Source organism: Hahnella aquatica (SeqCode), from assembly GCF_965194505.1.
GTDB classification, from domain to species: Bacteria; Pseudomonadota; Gammaproteobacteria; order Burkholderiales; family Burkholderiaceae_A; genus Hahnella; species Hahnella aquatica.
In genome coordinates, this window is sequence record NZ_OZ239144.1 from 1052096 (window position 1) to 1067380 (window position 15285).

Genomic DNA, 15285 nt, shown 5'->3' on the forward strand with positions numbered 1-15285 from the left:
GACGCTGCGCTATAATAGCACTCGGCAAGTCGTCCCTAAGTAGCGTCAAAAATCAGTAACTTACATTTAATTTCTACTAAAAATCAACAACGCACGGCTTTAAGGCCGATTTATGGCAACCCTACCCTCCAAAACCCTCGAGACCTTCCCCAACCCCAAACCCGAACGGCCCTACCACGTTCATTTTGAGGTTCCGGAGTTCACGTGCCTGTGCCCCCTCACGGGCCAGCCCGACTTTGCCCACTTCACCATCGACTACTTCCCGGACCAGCGCAACATCGAGCTGAAGTCGCTCAAGCTCTACATGTGGTCCTTTCGAGACCAAGGTGCCTTTCACGAGGCCGTGACCAACCAGATCACAGACGACCTCGTGGCCGCCTGCTCGCCACACTTTCTTCGGCTCACGGCCAAGTGGTTCGTGCGCGGCGGCATCTTCACCACCGTGGTGGTGGAGCATCGTGCGCCAGGCTGGCAGCCCCCCACCCGGGTCGACCTCGGCGCATTCCAGAGCGAGCCCTCCACCCGAGAACCTTAAGACCAGGAGCATGGACATGACCACCTCTCACGACACACTTGCCAACCTTCTGGATGCCGCATGGGAGAACCGCACCCAGTTCAGCCCCAGCAACTGCCCTGCAGACGTAAAGGCTGCAGTCGACACGGTGCTGGAGGGCCTGGACGCCGGCCGCCTTCGGGTGGCCGACAAGCAAAACGGCACCTGGGTCGTGCACCAATGGGTCAAGAAGGCCGTGCTGCTGAGCTTTCGGCTTGCAGACAACCAGCCCGTGCGCGCCGGCGACCTCCAATTCTTCGACAAAGTGCCCACCAAGTTTGAAGGCTGGAGCCCCGACGCCCTTCAGGCCTTGGGCGTTCGCATCGTGCCGCCCGCAGTGGCCCGCCGCGGCAGCTTCCTCGCACGAAATGTCATTCTCATGCCGAGCTATGTGAACATTGGCGCCTATGTGGATGAAGGCACCATGGTCGACACCTGGGCCACAGTGGGCTCCTGCGCCCAGATCGGCAAAAACGTTCACCTCTCTGGCGGCGTTGGCATCGGTGGCGTGCTCGAGCCGCTGCAGGCCAACCCCACCATCATTGAAGACAACTGCTTCATCGGTGCCCGTTCGGAGGTCGTGGAAGGCGTGATCGTGGAGGAGAACTCCGTGCTCTCGATGGGCGTCTTCATCGGGCAGTCCACCCGCATCTACGACCGGGCCACCGGCGAGATTCACATGGGTCGTGTGCCCTCTGGCAGCGTCGTGGTCCCAGGCAGCCTCCCCTCCGACGACGGCAAGTACAGCCTGGCCTGCGCGGTCATCGTCAAGCGCGTTGATGCGCAGACCCGCGCCAAGACCAGCATCAACGAGCTGCTGCGCGCCTAGAAGTCAGCATGACCACTCCGCGCGTCCACGGCATTCCCAACTGCGACCAGGTTCGCCAGGCGCGCCGTTGGCTGTCGTCCCACGGGGTGGCGTTCGACTTCATCGACCTTCGCAATGCGCCCCCAAATGAAGCCCAGCTGCTGGAGTGGCTCAAGCACATTCCCCATGACAGCCTGCTCAACCGGCGAGGCCTGACCTGGCGACGCCTTCCAGAGCCCACCCGGCAGGGTGTGGTGGATCAGACCACCGCACTCGAACTCTTGCTGCAGCATCCCCTGCTGCTCAAGCGGCCCATTCTGGAATGGGGTGAGCAGCTTGCCGTAGGATTCTCAGAGCCACTCTATGAAAGCCTCTTGACATGCCGGCCTCCGACTCCCGAACCGTTGCCCTCGCCAGAGAACTGATTCGCCGGCCTTCGGTCACCCCCCGAGACGAGGGCTGCTGCGAGCTCATCGCGGCCCGACTCCAGCCCCTGGGCTTTCAAACAGAGATCATGCCCTTTGGTGAGGTAACGAACCTCTGGGCCGTGCGTGAGGGCGGGCTGCCCGGGCCCACCCTGGTGCTCGCCGGCCACACCGATGTGGTGCCACCGGGCCCGCTCGAGGCCTGGTCCAGCGGCCCGTTTGAAGCCCAGGTTCATCCGGGCGATGCACTGGTGGGCCGAGGCGCCGCAGACATGAAGTCTTCGCTGGCGGCCTTTGTCACGGCCACCGAGGCATTTGTCGAGGCCCACCCCACCTTTCATGGGCGGCTGGCCTACCTGATCACCTCGGATGAAGAGGGCCCCGCGATCGATGGCACCGTTCAGGTCCTGCGCGAACTCGCCCACCGCGGCGAGCAGCTCAATTACTGCCTGGTGGGTGAGCCCACCTCCAGCCAGCAGCTTGGCGACACCATCAAAAACGGCCGTCGGGGCTCGCTGTCCGGGCAGCTCACCATCTTCGGAAAGCAGGGCCACATTGCCTACCCCCAGCTGGCAGACAACCCCATCCATCGCTTTGCACCCGCACTGGCCGAGCTGGCCAACATTCAGTGGGACGATGGCAACCAGTACTTCCCGCCCACCACCTGGCAGGTCTCGAACATGCAGGCGGGCACGGGTGCCACCAATGTCATTCCAGGCGCATTGAAGGCGTCCTTTAATTTTCGTTTCGGCAGCGTGAGCTCCCCCGATGACCTCAAGGCCCGGCTGGAGTCGGTCCTGCACCGACACAGCCTGCAGTACGAGATCGACTGGAACCTCGGTGGCGACCCCTACCTCACGCCACTGGGAACCCTGTGCGATGCCATGCGCCATGCCATCTCGTCGGTCACAGGCCTCGAGGCCCAGCTCTCCACCACAGGCGGCACCTCCGATGGCCGCTTCATTGCCAAGCACTGCCGCGAAGTCATTGAGTTCGGACCACGCAACGCCACGATCCACCAGGTCAATGAGTCCATTGGGGTGTCTGAGATCGACCAGCTGCACTCGGTCTACCAGGGCTTCATCGAGCGCCTGCTCATCCAACTGCCGGCCACAAGGCCACACGACCACCAGGCTGCCTAGCCATGGCGGGCACTGTCTTGTTGTCGAGCTCGGCCGAGGCGCGAGCATCACACCTGCTCACGGTGGCCGACTGGGTTCGCGCCATTGCATCGGACATGGCCCGTGCAGACGTGGGCCTTGGCCAGGGCGTTCAGTCGTATGTGGACGATGCACGCTGGCTGGTCCTCGGGGCGCTCAGGCTTGCGCCCGATGCGCCCGATACCTTGGACGACGCGCGACTGCTGCCCGCGGAGCAACAACTGCTCTTTGAGGTGGCCAGCAGACGAATTCAAGGCCGTGAGCCCACCGCCTATGTCCTGGGTGAGGCCTGGCTGCGCGGCCATCGTTTCAAGTCAGACCCGCGGGCCATCATTCCGCGCTCCCTCATTTCGGAGCTGCTCTGGCCGCCGAGCCTTCCCCTGCAGGGGGGCGACCCCACACATGTGCTCGACCTGTGCACCGGCGGGGGAAGCCTGGCCATCTTGGCCGCCCTGGCCTGGCCAGACTGCCGCGTTCAAGCCGTCGACCTCAGCCCCGATGCCCTCGCACTGGCCCGCGAGAATGTGGCCCTCCACGGCAAGGCGCAGCAGATCGAGCTGCACGAAGGCAGCCTCTTCGAGCCGCTGCAAAAGGGTGCCATGTTCGACCTCATCCTCTGCAACCCGCCCTACGTGCCGACCCGAAAGGTCGACCATGCACCCCTGGAGTTCCAGAAGGAGCCGCGCATGGCACTCGAGGCCGGAGACGATGGCATGCGGGTGCTTCGAGGCCTGCTCTCCGGTTACCAGAACTGGCTCACCCCAGACGGCAGCCTCGTGGTGGAGGTGGGCCAGGAGTACGAGGCCACCATGTCACTCTTTGAGAATGAATTTCCGCAGCTCGAGCCCCTCTGGCTTGAGACCACCCAGACCCATGACCACGTCTTCTTGCTCCAAGGAGGTTGCACATGATCACGCTCTTCACCTGGCCCACACCCAATGGCAAAAAAGTCTCGATCCTGCTCGAAGAGCTCGGTCTGCCCTACGAGGCCATTGCCGTGGACATCGGTGCGGGCGATCAATTCAAGCCAGACTTTCTGGCCATCAGCCCGAACAACAAAATTCCGGCACTGGTCGACCCCGATGGACCGCAAGGCAAACCCATCTCATTGTTTGAGTCGGGGGCCATCCTGCTCTATCTCGCTGGAAAAACCGGCCGCTTCCTGGGCACCTCCGAGAGAGACCGCTATGAAGTGCTCCAATGGCTGATGTTCCAGATGGGAGGCTTTGGCCCCATGCTCGGGCAGGCCCACCACTTCCGCCTCTACGCCCCCGAGCCCATCGGCTACGCCATCGACCGCTACACCAATGAGGCCAAGCGGCTCTATGGTGTGCTCGAGACGCGGCTGGCCGAGCAGCCCTACCTGGCTGCGGGGTGCTACACCATTGCCGACATCGCCTGCTGGGCCTGGGCGGCCTCCCATGCCAACCAGGGTGTGGACCTCCAAGACTTTCCATCGGTGAAGCGTTGGTTCGACGGCATCGCGGCCCGTCCTGCTGTGGTCCGCGGCGTGGCCGTGCTGGCAGAACGGCGTCGGCCCCTCACCGACGACAAGGCCAAGGCCTTGCTCTTTGGCCAGGGCCCTGCTGCGAGCAACGCCTGATCGACGCCAGGTGAGCGGCACGTCATCCGGGCCAGAGCTGCTCTCGATCGAGGCAGCCCTGGGCCGACTCTCCACCTTCGACAGCATCCTCGACGCACGCACACCCGCCGAGCACCAGGAGGACCACATCCCCGGTGCATGCTGCAGCCCCGTCTTGTCGAATGAGGAACGCATGCTGATCGGCACGCAGTACAAGTCTGACTCCTTCGAGGCCAAGCGGCTGGGCGCAGCAAAGATTGCTCGCAACGTCGCCACACTGCTCGAGACGGAACTGGCCAACAAGCCCCGTCAATGGTCGGCACTGGTCTACTGCTGGCGTGGGGGGAATCGCAGCGGTGCACTGGCCACGATCTTGTCCAAGGTTGGCTGGCGAATCAGCCTGATCGACGGCGGCTACAAGGCCTTTCGGCAGCACGTGCTGGCGAGCATGCCTGGGCTTGTTGAGGCCCGAACGTTCCGAGTGGTCTGCGGAGTCACAGGCTCGGGCAAGACCCGCTTTCTGGAGGCCCTGGCCCGCCAAGGGGCAGCTGTGCTCGACCTCGAGAAACTGGCCCAGCATCGAGGCTCGCTCTTGGGCGCCATGCCAGAGGCGCCCCAGCCGAGCCAGAAGGCCTTCGAGTCGCGCGTCTGGGCGGCGCTTCGGTCGCTGCCTGTGGACCAGCCCATTTACGTGGAATCCGAGAGCAAGAAGATTGGGAATGTCCAGGTGCCAGAGGCCCTGATGACCAGGATGCGGGCCAGTGCCTGCGTGGATGTCTGCCTGGAGACGGAACCGCGTGTGAGCCTGCTCTGTGAGGAGTATCAACACTTCTTTTCTCAGCCCACACGGCTGCTGGAGCAGATCGAGAAGCTTCGGCCGCTGGTGGGTGAAGACATGGCCGAACAATGGCGAGGCCAAGTTCAGGCAGGCGACTGGCGTTCGCTGGTTCGTGGCCTGCTGGAGCACCACTACGACCCGAGCTACCGGCGCTCCATCTCAAGAAATTTTCCTGGCCACGCGCAGGCCGTCGCCGTACGCCCAAGCGGCATCACACCCGCAGACTACGATGCGGCTGCTTCAATCCTCTTGGGGAAGCGCTCAACCTCATAGCGCTGCTCGAGCTGGCGCAGCCAGACCCGGGTGGCCTGGTCGGCCTCGAGCTGTTGGAGGATGTTGAATGCCGGGCCCACGCGATCACGAGATGCGGGCGCATCGGCTGCCGCCAACTTGGTGGACTCGAGCACCAGGGCCAGCACGCCTTCTCCACCGAGATCCACCTGGGCTGGGCGGCCCACACGAAGGGAATCTGAAAAGAGGGTGATCAGCACCGAGCGGGCCTGGGGCAGCTGCTCAGACACACCGAGCGCCTTCAGGGCCGCCCTTGGATCTGACCGGGCCGCCGAGAGCAGCGCAGCCTGGGACCGCTCCGCCGCATTGGCAGACCACTGACGGGCAGCCTCCTGCGCCATGCCCTGGGCCTGATTGGCCTCAAGCGCGCGACGAATGGGCGCAGCCACCTGTGGCAACGGCAGCGGCGCTGCGGGCGCATGACGCACCACGCGTGCACTGGCAAAGAGGCCGCGTCGGATTTCCACCGACTCGGTGTTGCGGCGGTCGATGAGGGCATCGGCCTTGAAGAGCTGATCGATGAGCTTGGGCGACAACAGGGCCGCACGAGCCTCTGGGCTGAGGCCAGCAGGCAAGGCGCCATCGCGGCTCACACCCTTGATGGTCAGAAGGCCGAGGCCGAAGCGCTTGGCCGCAGGCTCGAGCGTGTCGCTCTGCTCGTAGACCAGGTTGGCGAAGGCCTCGACATCGCCCGCCGAGCGATCGCCCGCGAGCAATGCCAGTTCAATGTCCACGACCTCTTGGGACTGATAGCGCTGGGGGTTGCGCTCGTACTCCTGACGAATGTCGTCTTCAGAGACCGTGGCCTTGGCAAGAAACGCCTCTGGCCGGAATCGCTTGGCACGCACCTGGCGAACCTCGGTCTCGGCCCTGGCCAGGTGGCGCGCAAACTGACGCGAGACGATGGTCGACTCCGCCAGCATGCGGGGCAAGACCTCGACGGCCAAATCGCGACGAAGGCCCTGCTCGAACGACTCCGAGGTGAGGCCTCTGTCTTTCAGGAACGCCTGCGCCTTTGGAAGGCTGAAAACGCCCTTCTCCTGGAACTCAGGAATGCTGGAGATGAGGTCTTTCAGGGCCTGGTCGGACACCCCCAGGCGGGCATCGGCGGCCGCCTGCTCGATGAGGGCGCGGGTGATCATTTGCTCGAGCGTGGCCGAGCGCGCCTCTGGGCTGTTGAGCAATTCGGCGGGCACCTGCCCCCCAAACTGAGCAGACATTTGTTCTATGGAGCGGCGATGGGCGTTTTCCCAGGCGGCCTTTTCAATCTGCCGGCCGTTGACGGTGGCCACGGCATTCGCGCCAGCATTCGGCGAGACCATGTCCCATGCACCCACCACCACAAACGAGGGCACGATGAAGAGCAGCAGGACGAACTGCAGCAGACGTCTGTTGGAGCGAATGAATTCAAGCATGGGGAGGGGAAAAGTGGCGGAGCGGACGGGACTCGAACCCGCGACCCCCGGCGTGACAGGCCGGTATTCTAACCGACTGAACTACCGCTCCGCGTGAAACAAACCAATATTCTACCCTAGTCGATCGCATCACTGGTGGGTGCTGAGAGGCTCGAACTCCCGACCTACGCCTTGTAAGGGCGCCGCTCTACCAACTGAGCTAAGCACCCGGTGAAACGACGAAAGCGTTGAACAATAAATAAAAACGGCAATCAGTTCAAGGCGTCTTTGAGCGCCTTGCCCGGACGAAACTTGGGCAGCTTTGCGGCCTTGATCTTGATGGCATCGCCGGTGCGAGGATTGCGACCCGTGCGCGCGGCGCGCTTGGCCACCGCAAATGTTCCGAAGCCCACCAACGTGACCGAACCGCCCTTCTTCAGGGTGGTTTTCACCCCGGAGAGCAGCGCATCCAGGGCGCGGCCTGCGGCAGCCTTGGAGATATCGGCGTTCTTGGCGATGTGTTCGATCAGGTCGGTCTTGTTCACGTGATGGGTCCTATCTCTCGAGGAGTTTGCTTTACCAACGATACGGATTCTAATGCTTTAAGGTTTCGGCTGCTCCGGGCTGTAAACCGTCTGCCGGCGCGGCCACGGGTTCGGCCGCAGCGGGCGGAACATCGGGCAAGGGCACGGGCGTGGAGGCCAGGGCGAGGTCGAGCACGGCATCGATCCAGCGCACCGGAATGATCTCCAAGGCATTCTTCACATTGTCGGGAATCTCGGCCAGGTCGCGCACGTTCTGCTCTGGGATGAGCACGGTCTTGATCCCACCACGGTGGGCCGCCAGCAGCTTCTCCTTGAGGCCACCAATCTGCAAGACCTCGCCTCGCAGCGTGATCTCGCCCGTCATGGCGACATGGGCCTTCACCGGAATGCCCGTGAGCGCCGAGACCATGGCGGTGGTCATGGCGATGCCTGCACTGGGGCCATCCTTGGGCGTGGCGCCCTCAGGTGCGTGGATGTGCAAGTCTTTCTTCTCGAAGACGTCGTCGGCAATGCCCAGGCGACGGGCGCGGCTGCGGACCACCGAGCGGGCCGCCTCGACCGACTCCTTCATGACATCGCCCAATGAGCCGGTGCGGATGATCTGGCCCTTGCCGGGCATCACCGCGGCCTCGATCATCAGCAGCTCGCCGCCGACCTCGGTCCAGGCCAGACCGGTGACCTCGCCGACCTGGTCTTCCTTCTCGGCAATGCCGAATGTGAATCGCTTCACACCCAGGAAGTCTTCAATGTTGGCCGCGGTGATCACGACAGGGCCCTTCTCCTTGCCCGTGAGGATGAGTCGCACCACTTTGCGGCAGACCTTGGAGATGTCACGCTCCAGGCCGCGGACGCCCGCCTCGCGGGTGTAGGAGCGGATCATCTCGCGGATGGCGTCCTCGGACACCGAGATCTCGGCATCCTTGAGGCCCGTGTTCTTGATCTGCTTGGGCAGCAGATACCGCTGGGCAATGCTGACCTTCTCGTCTTCCGTATAGCCGGAGAGGCGAATGACCTCCATGCGGTCGAGCAGGGCTGGCGGAATGTTCAATGAGTTGGCCGTGGCCACGAACATCACATCGGAGAGGTCGTACTCCACCTCCACGTAGTGGTCCACAAAGGTGTTGTTCTGCTCCGGGTCGAGCACCTCGAGCAGGGCACTGGCGGGGTCGCCACGAAAGTCCATGCCCATCTTGTCGACCTCATCGAGCAGGAAGAGCGGATTGCGCACACCGGCCTTGGTCAGGCTGGTGAGGATCTTGCCGGGCATCGAGCCAATGTAGGTGCGGCGATGGCCACGAATCTCAGACTCATCACGAACGCCACCCAGGGCCATGCGAACAAACTTGCGATTCGTAGCACGGGCAATCGACTGACCCAGGGATGTCTTACCCACACCCGGGGGCCCCACCAAACAGAGAATGGGCGCCTTCACCTTGTCGACCCGCTGCTGAACCGCCAGGGCCTCCAGGATGCGCTCCTTGACCTTCTCGAGGCCGTGGTGCTCGGAGTCGAGCACGGTCTCGGCCGTCTCGAGGTTGGTGTTGACCTTGCTCTTCTTCTTCCAGGGCAGGCCGACCAATGCATCGATGTAGTTGCGCACCACCGTGGCCTCGGCCGACATGGGTGACATCATCCGGAGCTTTTTGAGCTCGCCCTGGGCCTTATCGCGAGCCTCTGTCGGCATGCGGGCGGCCTTGATCTTCTTGTCGAGCTCATCGAGCTCGTTGTCCTCGCCCTCGCCGAGCTCCTTCTGAATGGCCTTGACCTGCTCATTGAGGTAGTACTCGCGCTGGCTTTTCTCCATCTGCCGCTTCACACGACCACGGATGCGCTTTTCGACCTGCAGGATGTCGAGCTCGGTCTCGATCTGACCGAGCAGCTTTTCGAGCCGTTCGGCCACCGGCAGCACCTCGAGGATGGCCTGCTTCTGCTCGAGTTTCATGGGCAGGTGGGCGGCGATGGTGTCCGCCAGGCGGCCGGCATCCTCCAGGCTCACCAGGCTGTTGAGGATCTCGGCCGGGATTTTCTTGTTCAACTTGACGAACTGGTCGAACTGACCCAACAGGGTGCGACGCAGCGCCTCGAGCTCTGGGCCCTCGTCTTCATCTGGGGCAATGGGCACGCAGCCGCCCACAAGGTGGTCGCCGCTGTCTTGAAGGTCGGTGAGGCGGGCCCGCTGGGCGCCCTCGACGAGCACCTTCACGGTGCCATCGGGCAGCTTGAGCATCTGGAGAATGGTGGCCAGGCAGCCGATGGGATAGATGTCCTCGAGGCCGGGGTCATCCTGGGTGGGGCTGCGCTGGGCCGCCAACAGCACATGACTGCCGGACTCCATGGCCCGCTCCATCGCCTTGATGGACTTCGGGCGCCCCACAAACAGGGGGATCACCATGTGCGGAAAGACCACGACGTCGCGCAGCGGCAACAGGGGCAGCACGACGGGCTCCGATGGCAACAACTCAGTCTTGGACATGACAGCCTTTCAGGAAACGGCGAAGAGATCGGCGGGGACGCACCCCAATGGTCGACAGATGGGGGCGAAGACTTGAGAAAACAAGGGCCTAACTGCCGCGCTTTCGGGCAGAAGCCACTTTTTGATTGTCTCCATAGAGCAGCAACGGGGGCGACTCACCCGTGACGGCATTCTCTTCGAGGACAACCTTTGCCACCCGTTTTTGGCTTGGAAGCTCATACATGGTGTCGAGCAAGACCTGTTCCAGGATGGACCGCAGCCCCCGGGCACCGGTCTTGCGCTTGATGGCCTTCTTGGCAATGGCCGAGAGGGCTGCGGGACGGACCTCGAGTTCGACCCCTTCCATCTCGAACAAGGCCTGGTACTGCTTGACCAGCGCATTCTTCGGGCCGGTGAGAATCTCGACCAGCGCAGGCTCATCAAGTTCATCGAGGGTGGCGACCACCGGAAGGCGGCCCACGAGCTCTGGAATGAGGCCGAACTTGATGAGGTCTTCGGGTTCGACATCCTGGAAGACCTCGCTGAGCTTGCGGTCGGAGGCCGAGCGCACCTCAGCACCGAAGCCGATGGAGGTCTTCTCGGTGCGATCACGAATGACCTTCTCCAGTCCGTCGAAGGCGCCACCGCAAATGAACAGGATGTTGGTGGTGTCGATCTGAACGAAGTCTTGGTTGGGGTGCTTGCGACCACCCTGGGGCGGCACCGAGGCCACCGTGCCCTCAATGAGCTTGAGCAGGGCCTGCTGGACGCCCTCGCCCGAGACATCGCGGGTGATGGACGGGTTGTCGGACTTGCGCGAGATCTTGTCGATCTCGTCGATGTAGACAATGCCGTGCTGGGCCTTGTCGACCTCGTAGTTGCAGTTCTGCAGCAGCTTCTGAATGATGTTCTCAACGTCCTCACCCACATAGCCGGCCTCGGTGAGGGTGGTGGCATCGGCGATGACAAACGGCACATTGAGCAGGCGCGCCAGGGTCTGGGCCAGTAGGGTCTTGCCCGAGCCCGTGGGCCCGATGAGCAGGATGTTGCTCTTGGAGAGCTCGACTTCGCCCTCTTTGCCCTTCTGGCGAAGGCGTTTGTAGTGGTTGTAGACCGCAACCGACAGCCCGCGTTTGGCCCGGTCTTGACCGACCACGTAGGCATCGAGGATGTTGGCAATTTCCTGCGGGGTGGGCAGGGCCTCCTGGGAGGCCTCCGTGGCCGGCAGGTTTGACTGCTCGTCACGGATGATGTCGTTGCAGAGTTCGATGCATTCATCGCAGATAAAGACCGACGGCCCAGCAATCAGCTTTTTCACTTCATGCTGGCTTTTGCCGCAGAAGGAACAGTAGAGAAGCTTCTCTCCCGACCCCTTTTTATCTGCCATTAATCTCTCCGGCTCAGGACACGATCGACAATGCCGTACTGTAGCGCATCCTCCGCGCCCATGAAGTTGTCCCGGTCGGTGTCACGGGCAATGGTTTCAAGGGGCTGGCCAGTTCGCTCAGACAAAATGGTGTTGAGCTTGTCGCGCAGCGAGAGGATCTCGCGGGCATGAATCTCAATGTCGGAGGCCTGGCCCTGAACGCCCCCCAGGGGCTGGTGAATCATGACCCGACTGTTGGGCAGGGCGTACCGCTTGCCCTTCTCGCCCGCGGCCAACAGGAAGGCACCCATGCTCGCGGCCATGCCGATGCACAGCGTGCTGACATCGGGCTTGATGAACTGCATGGTGTCGAAGATGGCCAGGCCCGCAGAGACAGAACCACCGGGCGAGTTGATGTAGAGGCTGATGTCCTTGTCCGGGTTCTCCGACTCGAGAAACAGCAACTGGGCCACCACCAGGTTGGCGGTGGCATCGTTGACAGGCCCCACCATGAAGATCACGCGCTCACGCAGCAGGCGTGAGTAGATGTCGTAGGCCCGCTCGCCACGGCCTGACTGCTCGATGACCATGGGCACCAGGCCCAGGCCGCGGATGTCCTGATGACTTCCTGAATCGATGTTCATGACGCCTCTTTCATGAGTTCTTCCACACCAACCTGCTTGTCTTCCACCTTGGCAGCCGACAGCACCCAGTCCACCACATTGTCTTCGGTCACGATGGCCTCGACCTCCGCCCGACGCTCGGCGTGGCCGAGTGTCCAGCGAATGAACTCCTCGGGCTGCTCATAGGACTCGGCCATCTCGCCCAGCATGATGCGCAGCTGCACCTCATTGGCCTGAAGCTGATGGGCACGCACCAGCTCGCCCACGAGCAGGCCCAGCCGCACGCGGCGGGTGGCGCCTTCCTTGAAGAGCTCCATGGGGAACGGCGCGTCCTTGACGTTCATGCCCTGGGAGGCCATCTGCTGGCGCATCTGGTTGGCCATGCGCTCGCTCTCGCCATCGACCAAGGCCTTGGGAACCTCAAAGCTGGAGGCGGTCAACAAGGCATCCATGACCGACTGCTTGGTCTTGCTCTTGCAGCGGCCCTGCACCTCGCGCGCCAGGTTCTTTTGCACATCATCGCGCAGCTTGGCAAGGCCGCCAGCCTTGATGCCGAAGGCCTCGGCCAGTGCATCGTCTAACGCGGGCAGCACCGGGCCGAGCACCTCGTGCACGGTGATGGTGAACTGGCTCTGCTTGCCGGCCAGGTTCTCGGCACGATAGTCGGCCGGGAACGTGAGGGGGAATGTCTTGGTCTCGCCGGCCTTCATGCCCACCACCGCAGCATCGAACTCCGGCAGCATCTGGCCTGCGCCCACCACGAACTGAAAGTCGGTGGCACGACCACCATCGAAGGGCACGTCGTCGATGCTGCCCTCGAAGTCGAGTCGAACCCGATCCTCCGCCTGGGCCGCACGCGCCACGGTCTCGTGGTTGACCTTCTGCTTGCGCAGGGTCTCGAGGGTGCGGTCGACATCGGCCTCGGTGGGCTGGGCCACCCATTTCTGAACCGAGAGCGACTCACGCTGGGGCAGCGCGATCTCGGGGTAGACCTCGACGACGGCCTCGAAGTGCATTTCGGCCGGGGTGGGTGCATCGGCGGCTGGTGGGGTTGCATCGAGGGGCTGAATGCTCGGGGGGCCTGCGGGCTTGAGTTTCTGAGCAACCACCGCCTCGCTGTAAGCCCGGCTCACAACATCGCCGATGGCCTCGGACTGGGCCTGGGCACCGTAGGCCTGGGCGACCACCTTCATGGGCACCTTGCCGGGCCGAAAGCCAGGCATCTTCATGGTCTTGCCCATTTTCGCGAGCCGCTTCTGGGCCTGGGCCTCCACCTCCGACATGTGGATGGTGAGGGGAAATTTGCGCTCAAGGCTGGAAGGGCTGGTGGTGGTTTCTGCTGTCATCGTCTGCTCAATGTGTTGATCGGTTGGTGCGAAGGGCGGGACTCGAACCCGCACACCTTTCGGCGTCAGGACCTAAACCTGGTGCGTCTACCAATTTCGCCACCTTCGCGAGGAATCGGCCCCGAAAGCCGTCTTTCTGCATTGTATCGAATGCCCACCGACTAGAATTCCGCATGGATTCCGAACGACTCGGCCGTGCCGTGCATGGTGGCGATCACTACGAGAACTTTCCGGTGGCCTCCTGGCTGCTGCCGAAGGCCTTGCGGCCCGATGTCCTCGCCCTTTACCGATTCGCGCGCGCCGGCGATGACCTGGCGGATGAGCCGATCGCGGGTGGCACGATGACAGACCGGCTGAAGGGGCTTTCCGAGCTCGCCGAGGGGTTGGAGGGCCGAGGCCATGGCCCGCTTGCAGCACTCGGGCAACAGCTTCGCGCGCGCCTCGATGCCAAAGGCATCGACCCACAGCCCGCCCTCGACCTCTTGTCTGCCTTTCGGCAGGACGCAGGCTTTGCCCCGTTTTCAGACTGGCGCGCGGTGCTCGACTACTGCAGCCGATCGGCAAACCCCATCGGCCGCCTGCTGCTGCAATTTGCCGGTATGGCTGATACGCACCTGCTGGCCCATAGCGACAACATCTGCTCGGGCCTTCAGTTGATCAACTTTGGGCAGGACCTCCACGAAGACCTGGCCCGGGGCCGACCGACTGTGCCGACCTGTGACTGGCCCGCGGCCTGGCAGTGGTCAGACCCAAGCTCGTTTGTCGCACCCCTGCCCGCGGATGAGCAGGCCCGCCTCACCCGCCTGCTTATCGACCGCGGCATGGCCATGCTGGCCTTGGGGCAGCCCCTGGCCGCAGCGCTGCGACGGGCGGGCCCGTCGCCATCGCTTCGACTTGCCCTGGAGATTGCCATCACGCGACGAGGGGGTTGCTGGGTGGGCAAGCAGCTCTTGGCCAGCCCACTCACACCCTGGCACCGCTCCATTCGCCTGACCTGGTGGGCCCTGCCAGGCCTGCTGGCCGGCGCGCTACAAGACCTGCGGGCCGCCGCATGACGCCCGAACAATATTGCGCCCAGAAGGCGGCCTCCGCGGGCTCGAGCTTCACCGTGGCCTTCAAACTGCTGCCCGACGAGAAGCGCTCGGCCATGGAGGTGCTCTACGCCTATTGCCGAGAGGTGGATGACATTGCCGATGAGGTCGAGGACCCCACCGTGGCCGGCATGAAGCTCGCCTGGTGGGCCACCGAGCTCGAACGGGTTCGAACGGGCACGCCCACGCACCCGGCCGGCAAGGCATTGCAAGGCATTCGAGGGCGCTTCGAGCTCGAAGATGCCGACCTCGATGCCATTCTCGAGGGCGTGCGGCGAGACCTCCACCCCATGCACCTGGCCGACTGGTCGGCGCTCGATGGCTACTGCGATCAGGTCGCGGGCGCAGTGGGTCGCCTGTCTGCCCGCATCTTCGATCGGCCCAGCGCCGACACCCTGGCCTATGCCACCGAATTGGGCCTCGCCCTTCAGTACACCAACATTCTGCGAGACGTGGGTGAGGACGCGCGCCGCGGCCGGGTCTACCTGCCGGAATCCTTGCTGCACCAACACGGCCTGACACGCCAAGGCATCCTGAAGCTGGAAGACACCCCCAGCCTGCGGGCAGCGCTGCGCGAGTTGGCGCAGCGGGCCAACGTCCGGTACGACAACGCACTGGCCCACCTGCCGGTGTCCGAGCGCCGCGGCCAGCGTGCAGGCCTGGTCATGGGAGCCGTCTATCGCGACCTCCTACGGGCGATTGAAGAGAGCCAATTCGACGTCATGGGCCAGCGCATCTCGCTCGGCCCCGCGCGCAAGGCCTGGGTGGCAGCCACCGCCGCACTCGGCCGCCTGCCGCGCTGAACGGCCAG

Annotated in this window: 15 protein-coding genes and 3 tRNA genes; 9 read left to right on the plus strand and 9 right to left on the minus strand. The window is 63.5% G+C overall.

Translation table 11 applies throughout. The features are described 5' to 3' along the window. Nucleotides 1–112 precede the first annotated feature (112 nt). The 7 genes from queF to mnmH are packed head-to-tail and all read left to right on the plus strand — an operon-like array spanning nucleotide 113 to nucleotide 5639. Nucleotides 113–535 (plus strand): preQ(1) synthase, encoded by a 423-nt coding sequence (queF, locus tag AC8GDA_RS05425; protein WP_506555524.1) that lies wholly within the window; start codon nucleotides 113–115, stop codon nucleotides 533–535. Nucleotides 536–551: 16 nt separating this feature from the next. Then, a complete protein-coding gene (gene dapD, locus AC8GDA_RS05430) occupies nucleotides 552–1382 on the plus strand; it encodes a 2,3,4,5-tetrahydropyridine-2,6-dicarboxylate N-succinyltransferase (RefSeq protein ID WP_506555525.1) in 831 nt (276 codons plus the stop codon). Between the two features lie 8 nt (nucleotides 1383–1390). Further along, nucleotides 1391–1786, plus strand: coding sequence for a Spx/MgsR family RNA polymerase-binding regulatory protein (locus AC8GDA_RS05435; protein WP_506555526.1), 396 nt, complete (start codon nucleotides 1391–1393; stop codon nucleotides 1784–1786). Next, nucleotides 1741–2928, plus strand: a complete 1188-nt coding sequence (gene dapE / locus AC8GDA_RS05440) for a succinyl-diaminopimelate desuccinylase (RefSeq protein WP_506555527.1) — start codon at nucleotides 1741–1743, stop codon at nucleotides 2926–2928. Before AC8GDA_RS05435 ends, dapE begins: the two co-directional genes overlap by 46 nt. A 2-nt stretch (nucleotides 2929–2930) precedes the next feature. Further along, complete coding sequence (gene prmB, locus AC8GDA_RS05445) at nucleotides 2931–3857, plus strand: 50S ribosomal protein L3 N(5)-glutamine methyltransferase (RefSeq protein WP_506555528.1); 927 nt, start codon at nucleotides 2931–2933, stop codon at nucleotides 3855–3857. After that, nucleotides 3854–4549 carry a glutathione S-transferase N-terminal domain-containing protein gene (locus AC8GDA_RS05450; protein WP_506555529.1) on the plus strand — a complete coding sequence of 232 codons (696 nt, stop codon included), beginning with the start codon at nucleotides 3854–3856 and terminating at the stop codon, nucleotides 4547–4549. The genes prmB and AC8GDA_RS05450 overlap by 4 nt, the downstream gene beginning before the upstream one ends. Beyond that, nucleotides 4518–5639 carry a tRNA 2-selenouridine(34) synthase MnmH gene (gene mnmH / locus AC8GDA_RS05455; RefSeq protein ID WP_506555530.1) on the plus strand — a complete coding sequence of 374 codons (1122 nt, stop codon included), beginning with the start codon at nucleotides 4518–4520 and terminating at the stop codon, nucleotides 5637–5639. The genes AC8GDA_RS05450 and mnmH overlap by 32 nt, the downstream gene beginning before the upstream one ends. Here mnmH and AC8GDA_RS05460 read toward each other — a convergent pair. The 9 genes from AC8GDA_RS05460 to AC8GDA_RS05500 form a co-directional block, all read right to left on the minus strand. After that, complete coding sequence (locus AC8GDA_RS05460) at nucleotides 5591–7072, minus strand: SurA N-terminal domain-containing protein (protein WP_506555531.1); 1482 nt, start codon at nucleotides 7070–7072, stop codon at nucleotides 5591–5593. The two genes, mnmH and AC8GDA_RS05460, sit on opposite strands and share 49 nt — an antisense overlap. Before the next feature lie 14 nt (nucleotides 7073–7086). Beyond that, a tRNA-Asp gene (locus tag AC8GDA_RS05465) sits at nucleotides 7087–7163 on the minus strand. A 42-nt stretch (nucleotides 7164–7205) separates the two neighbouring features. Beyond that, a tRNA-Val gene (locus AC8GDA_RS05470) sits at nucleotides 7206–7281 on the minus strand. Between the two features lie 42 nt (nucleotides 7282–7323). Beyond that, nucleotides 7324–7596, minus strand: coding sequence for an HU family DNA-binding protein (locus tag AC8GDA_RS05475; RefSeq protein WP_506555532.1), 273 nt, complete (start codon nucleotides 7594–7596; stop codon nucleotides 7324–7326). A gap of 49 nt (nucleotides 7597–7645) precedes the next feature. Then, the gene (gene lon / locus AC8GDA_RS05480; protein WP_506555533.1) at nucleotides 7646–10069 is read right to left on the minus strand and encodes an endopeptidase La; all 2424 of its coding nucleotides are present in this window, start codon (nucleotides 10067–10069) and stop codon (nucleotides 7646–7648) included. An 88-nt stretch (nucleotides 10070–10157) separates the two neighbouring features. Continuing rightward, the gene (gene clpX / locus AC8GDA_RS05485) at nucleotides 10158–11435 is read right to left on the minus strand and encodes an ATP-dependent Clp protease ATP-binding subunit ClpX (RefSeq protein WP_506555534.1); all 1278 of its coding nucleotides are present in this window, start codon (nucleotides 11433–11435) and stop codon (nucleotides 10158–10160) included. Then, a complete protein-coding gene (clpP, locus tag AC8GDA_RS05490; protein WP_506555535.1) occupies nucleotides 11435–12058 on the minus strand; it encodes an ATP-dependent Clp endopeptidase proteolytic subunit ClpP in 624 nt (207 codons plus the stop codon). Before clpP ends, clpX begins: the two co-directional genes overlap by 1 nt. Next, on the minus strand, nucleotides 12055–13383 hold the full coding sequence (gene tig, locus AC8GDA_RS05495; protein WP_506555536.1) for a trigger factor: 1329 nt from the start codon (nucleotides 13381–13383) through the stop codon (nucleotides 12055–12057). Before tig ends, clpP begins: the two co-directional genes overlap by 4 nt. A gap of 24 nt (nucleotides 13384–13407) precedes the next feature. Next, nucleotides 13408–13492, minus strand: a tRNA-Leu gene (locus AC8GDA_RS05500). 64 nt (nucleotides 13493–13556) lie between these two features. Here AC8GDA_RS05500 and AC8GDA_RS05505 point away from each other — a divergent pair. Together AC8GDA_RS05505 and hpnD are read left to right on the plus strand one after the other, a co-directional pair. Continuing rightward, the gene (locus AC8GDA_RS05505; protein WP_506555537.1) at nucleotides 13557–14438 is read left to right on the plus strand and encodes a squalene/phytoene synthase family protein; all 882 of its coding nucleotides are present in this window, start codon (nucleotides 13557–13559) and stop codon (nucleotides 14436–14438) included. Beyond that, entirely contained in the window at nucleotides 14435–15277 is an 843-nt protein-coding gene (hpnD, locus tag AC8GDA_RS05510) for a presqualene diphosphate synthase HpnD (RefSeq protein ID WP_506555538.1), read from the plus strand. Before AC8GDA_RS05505 ends, hpnD begins: the two co-directional genes overlap by 4 nt. Nucleotides 15278–15285: the final 8 nt, after the last annotated feature.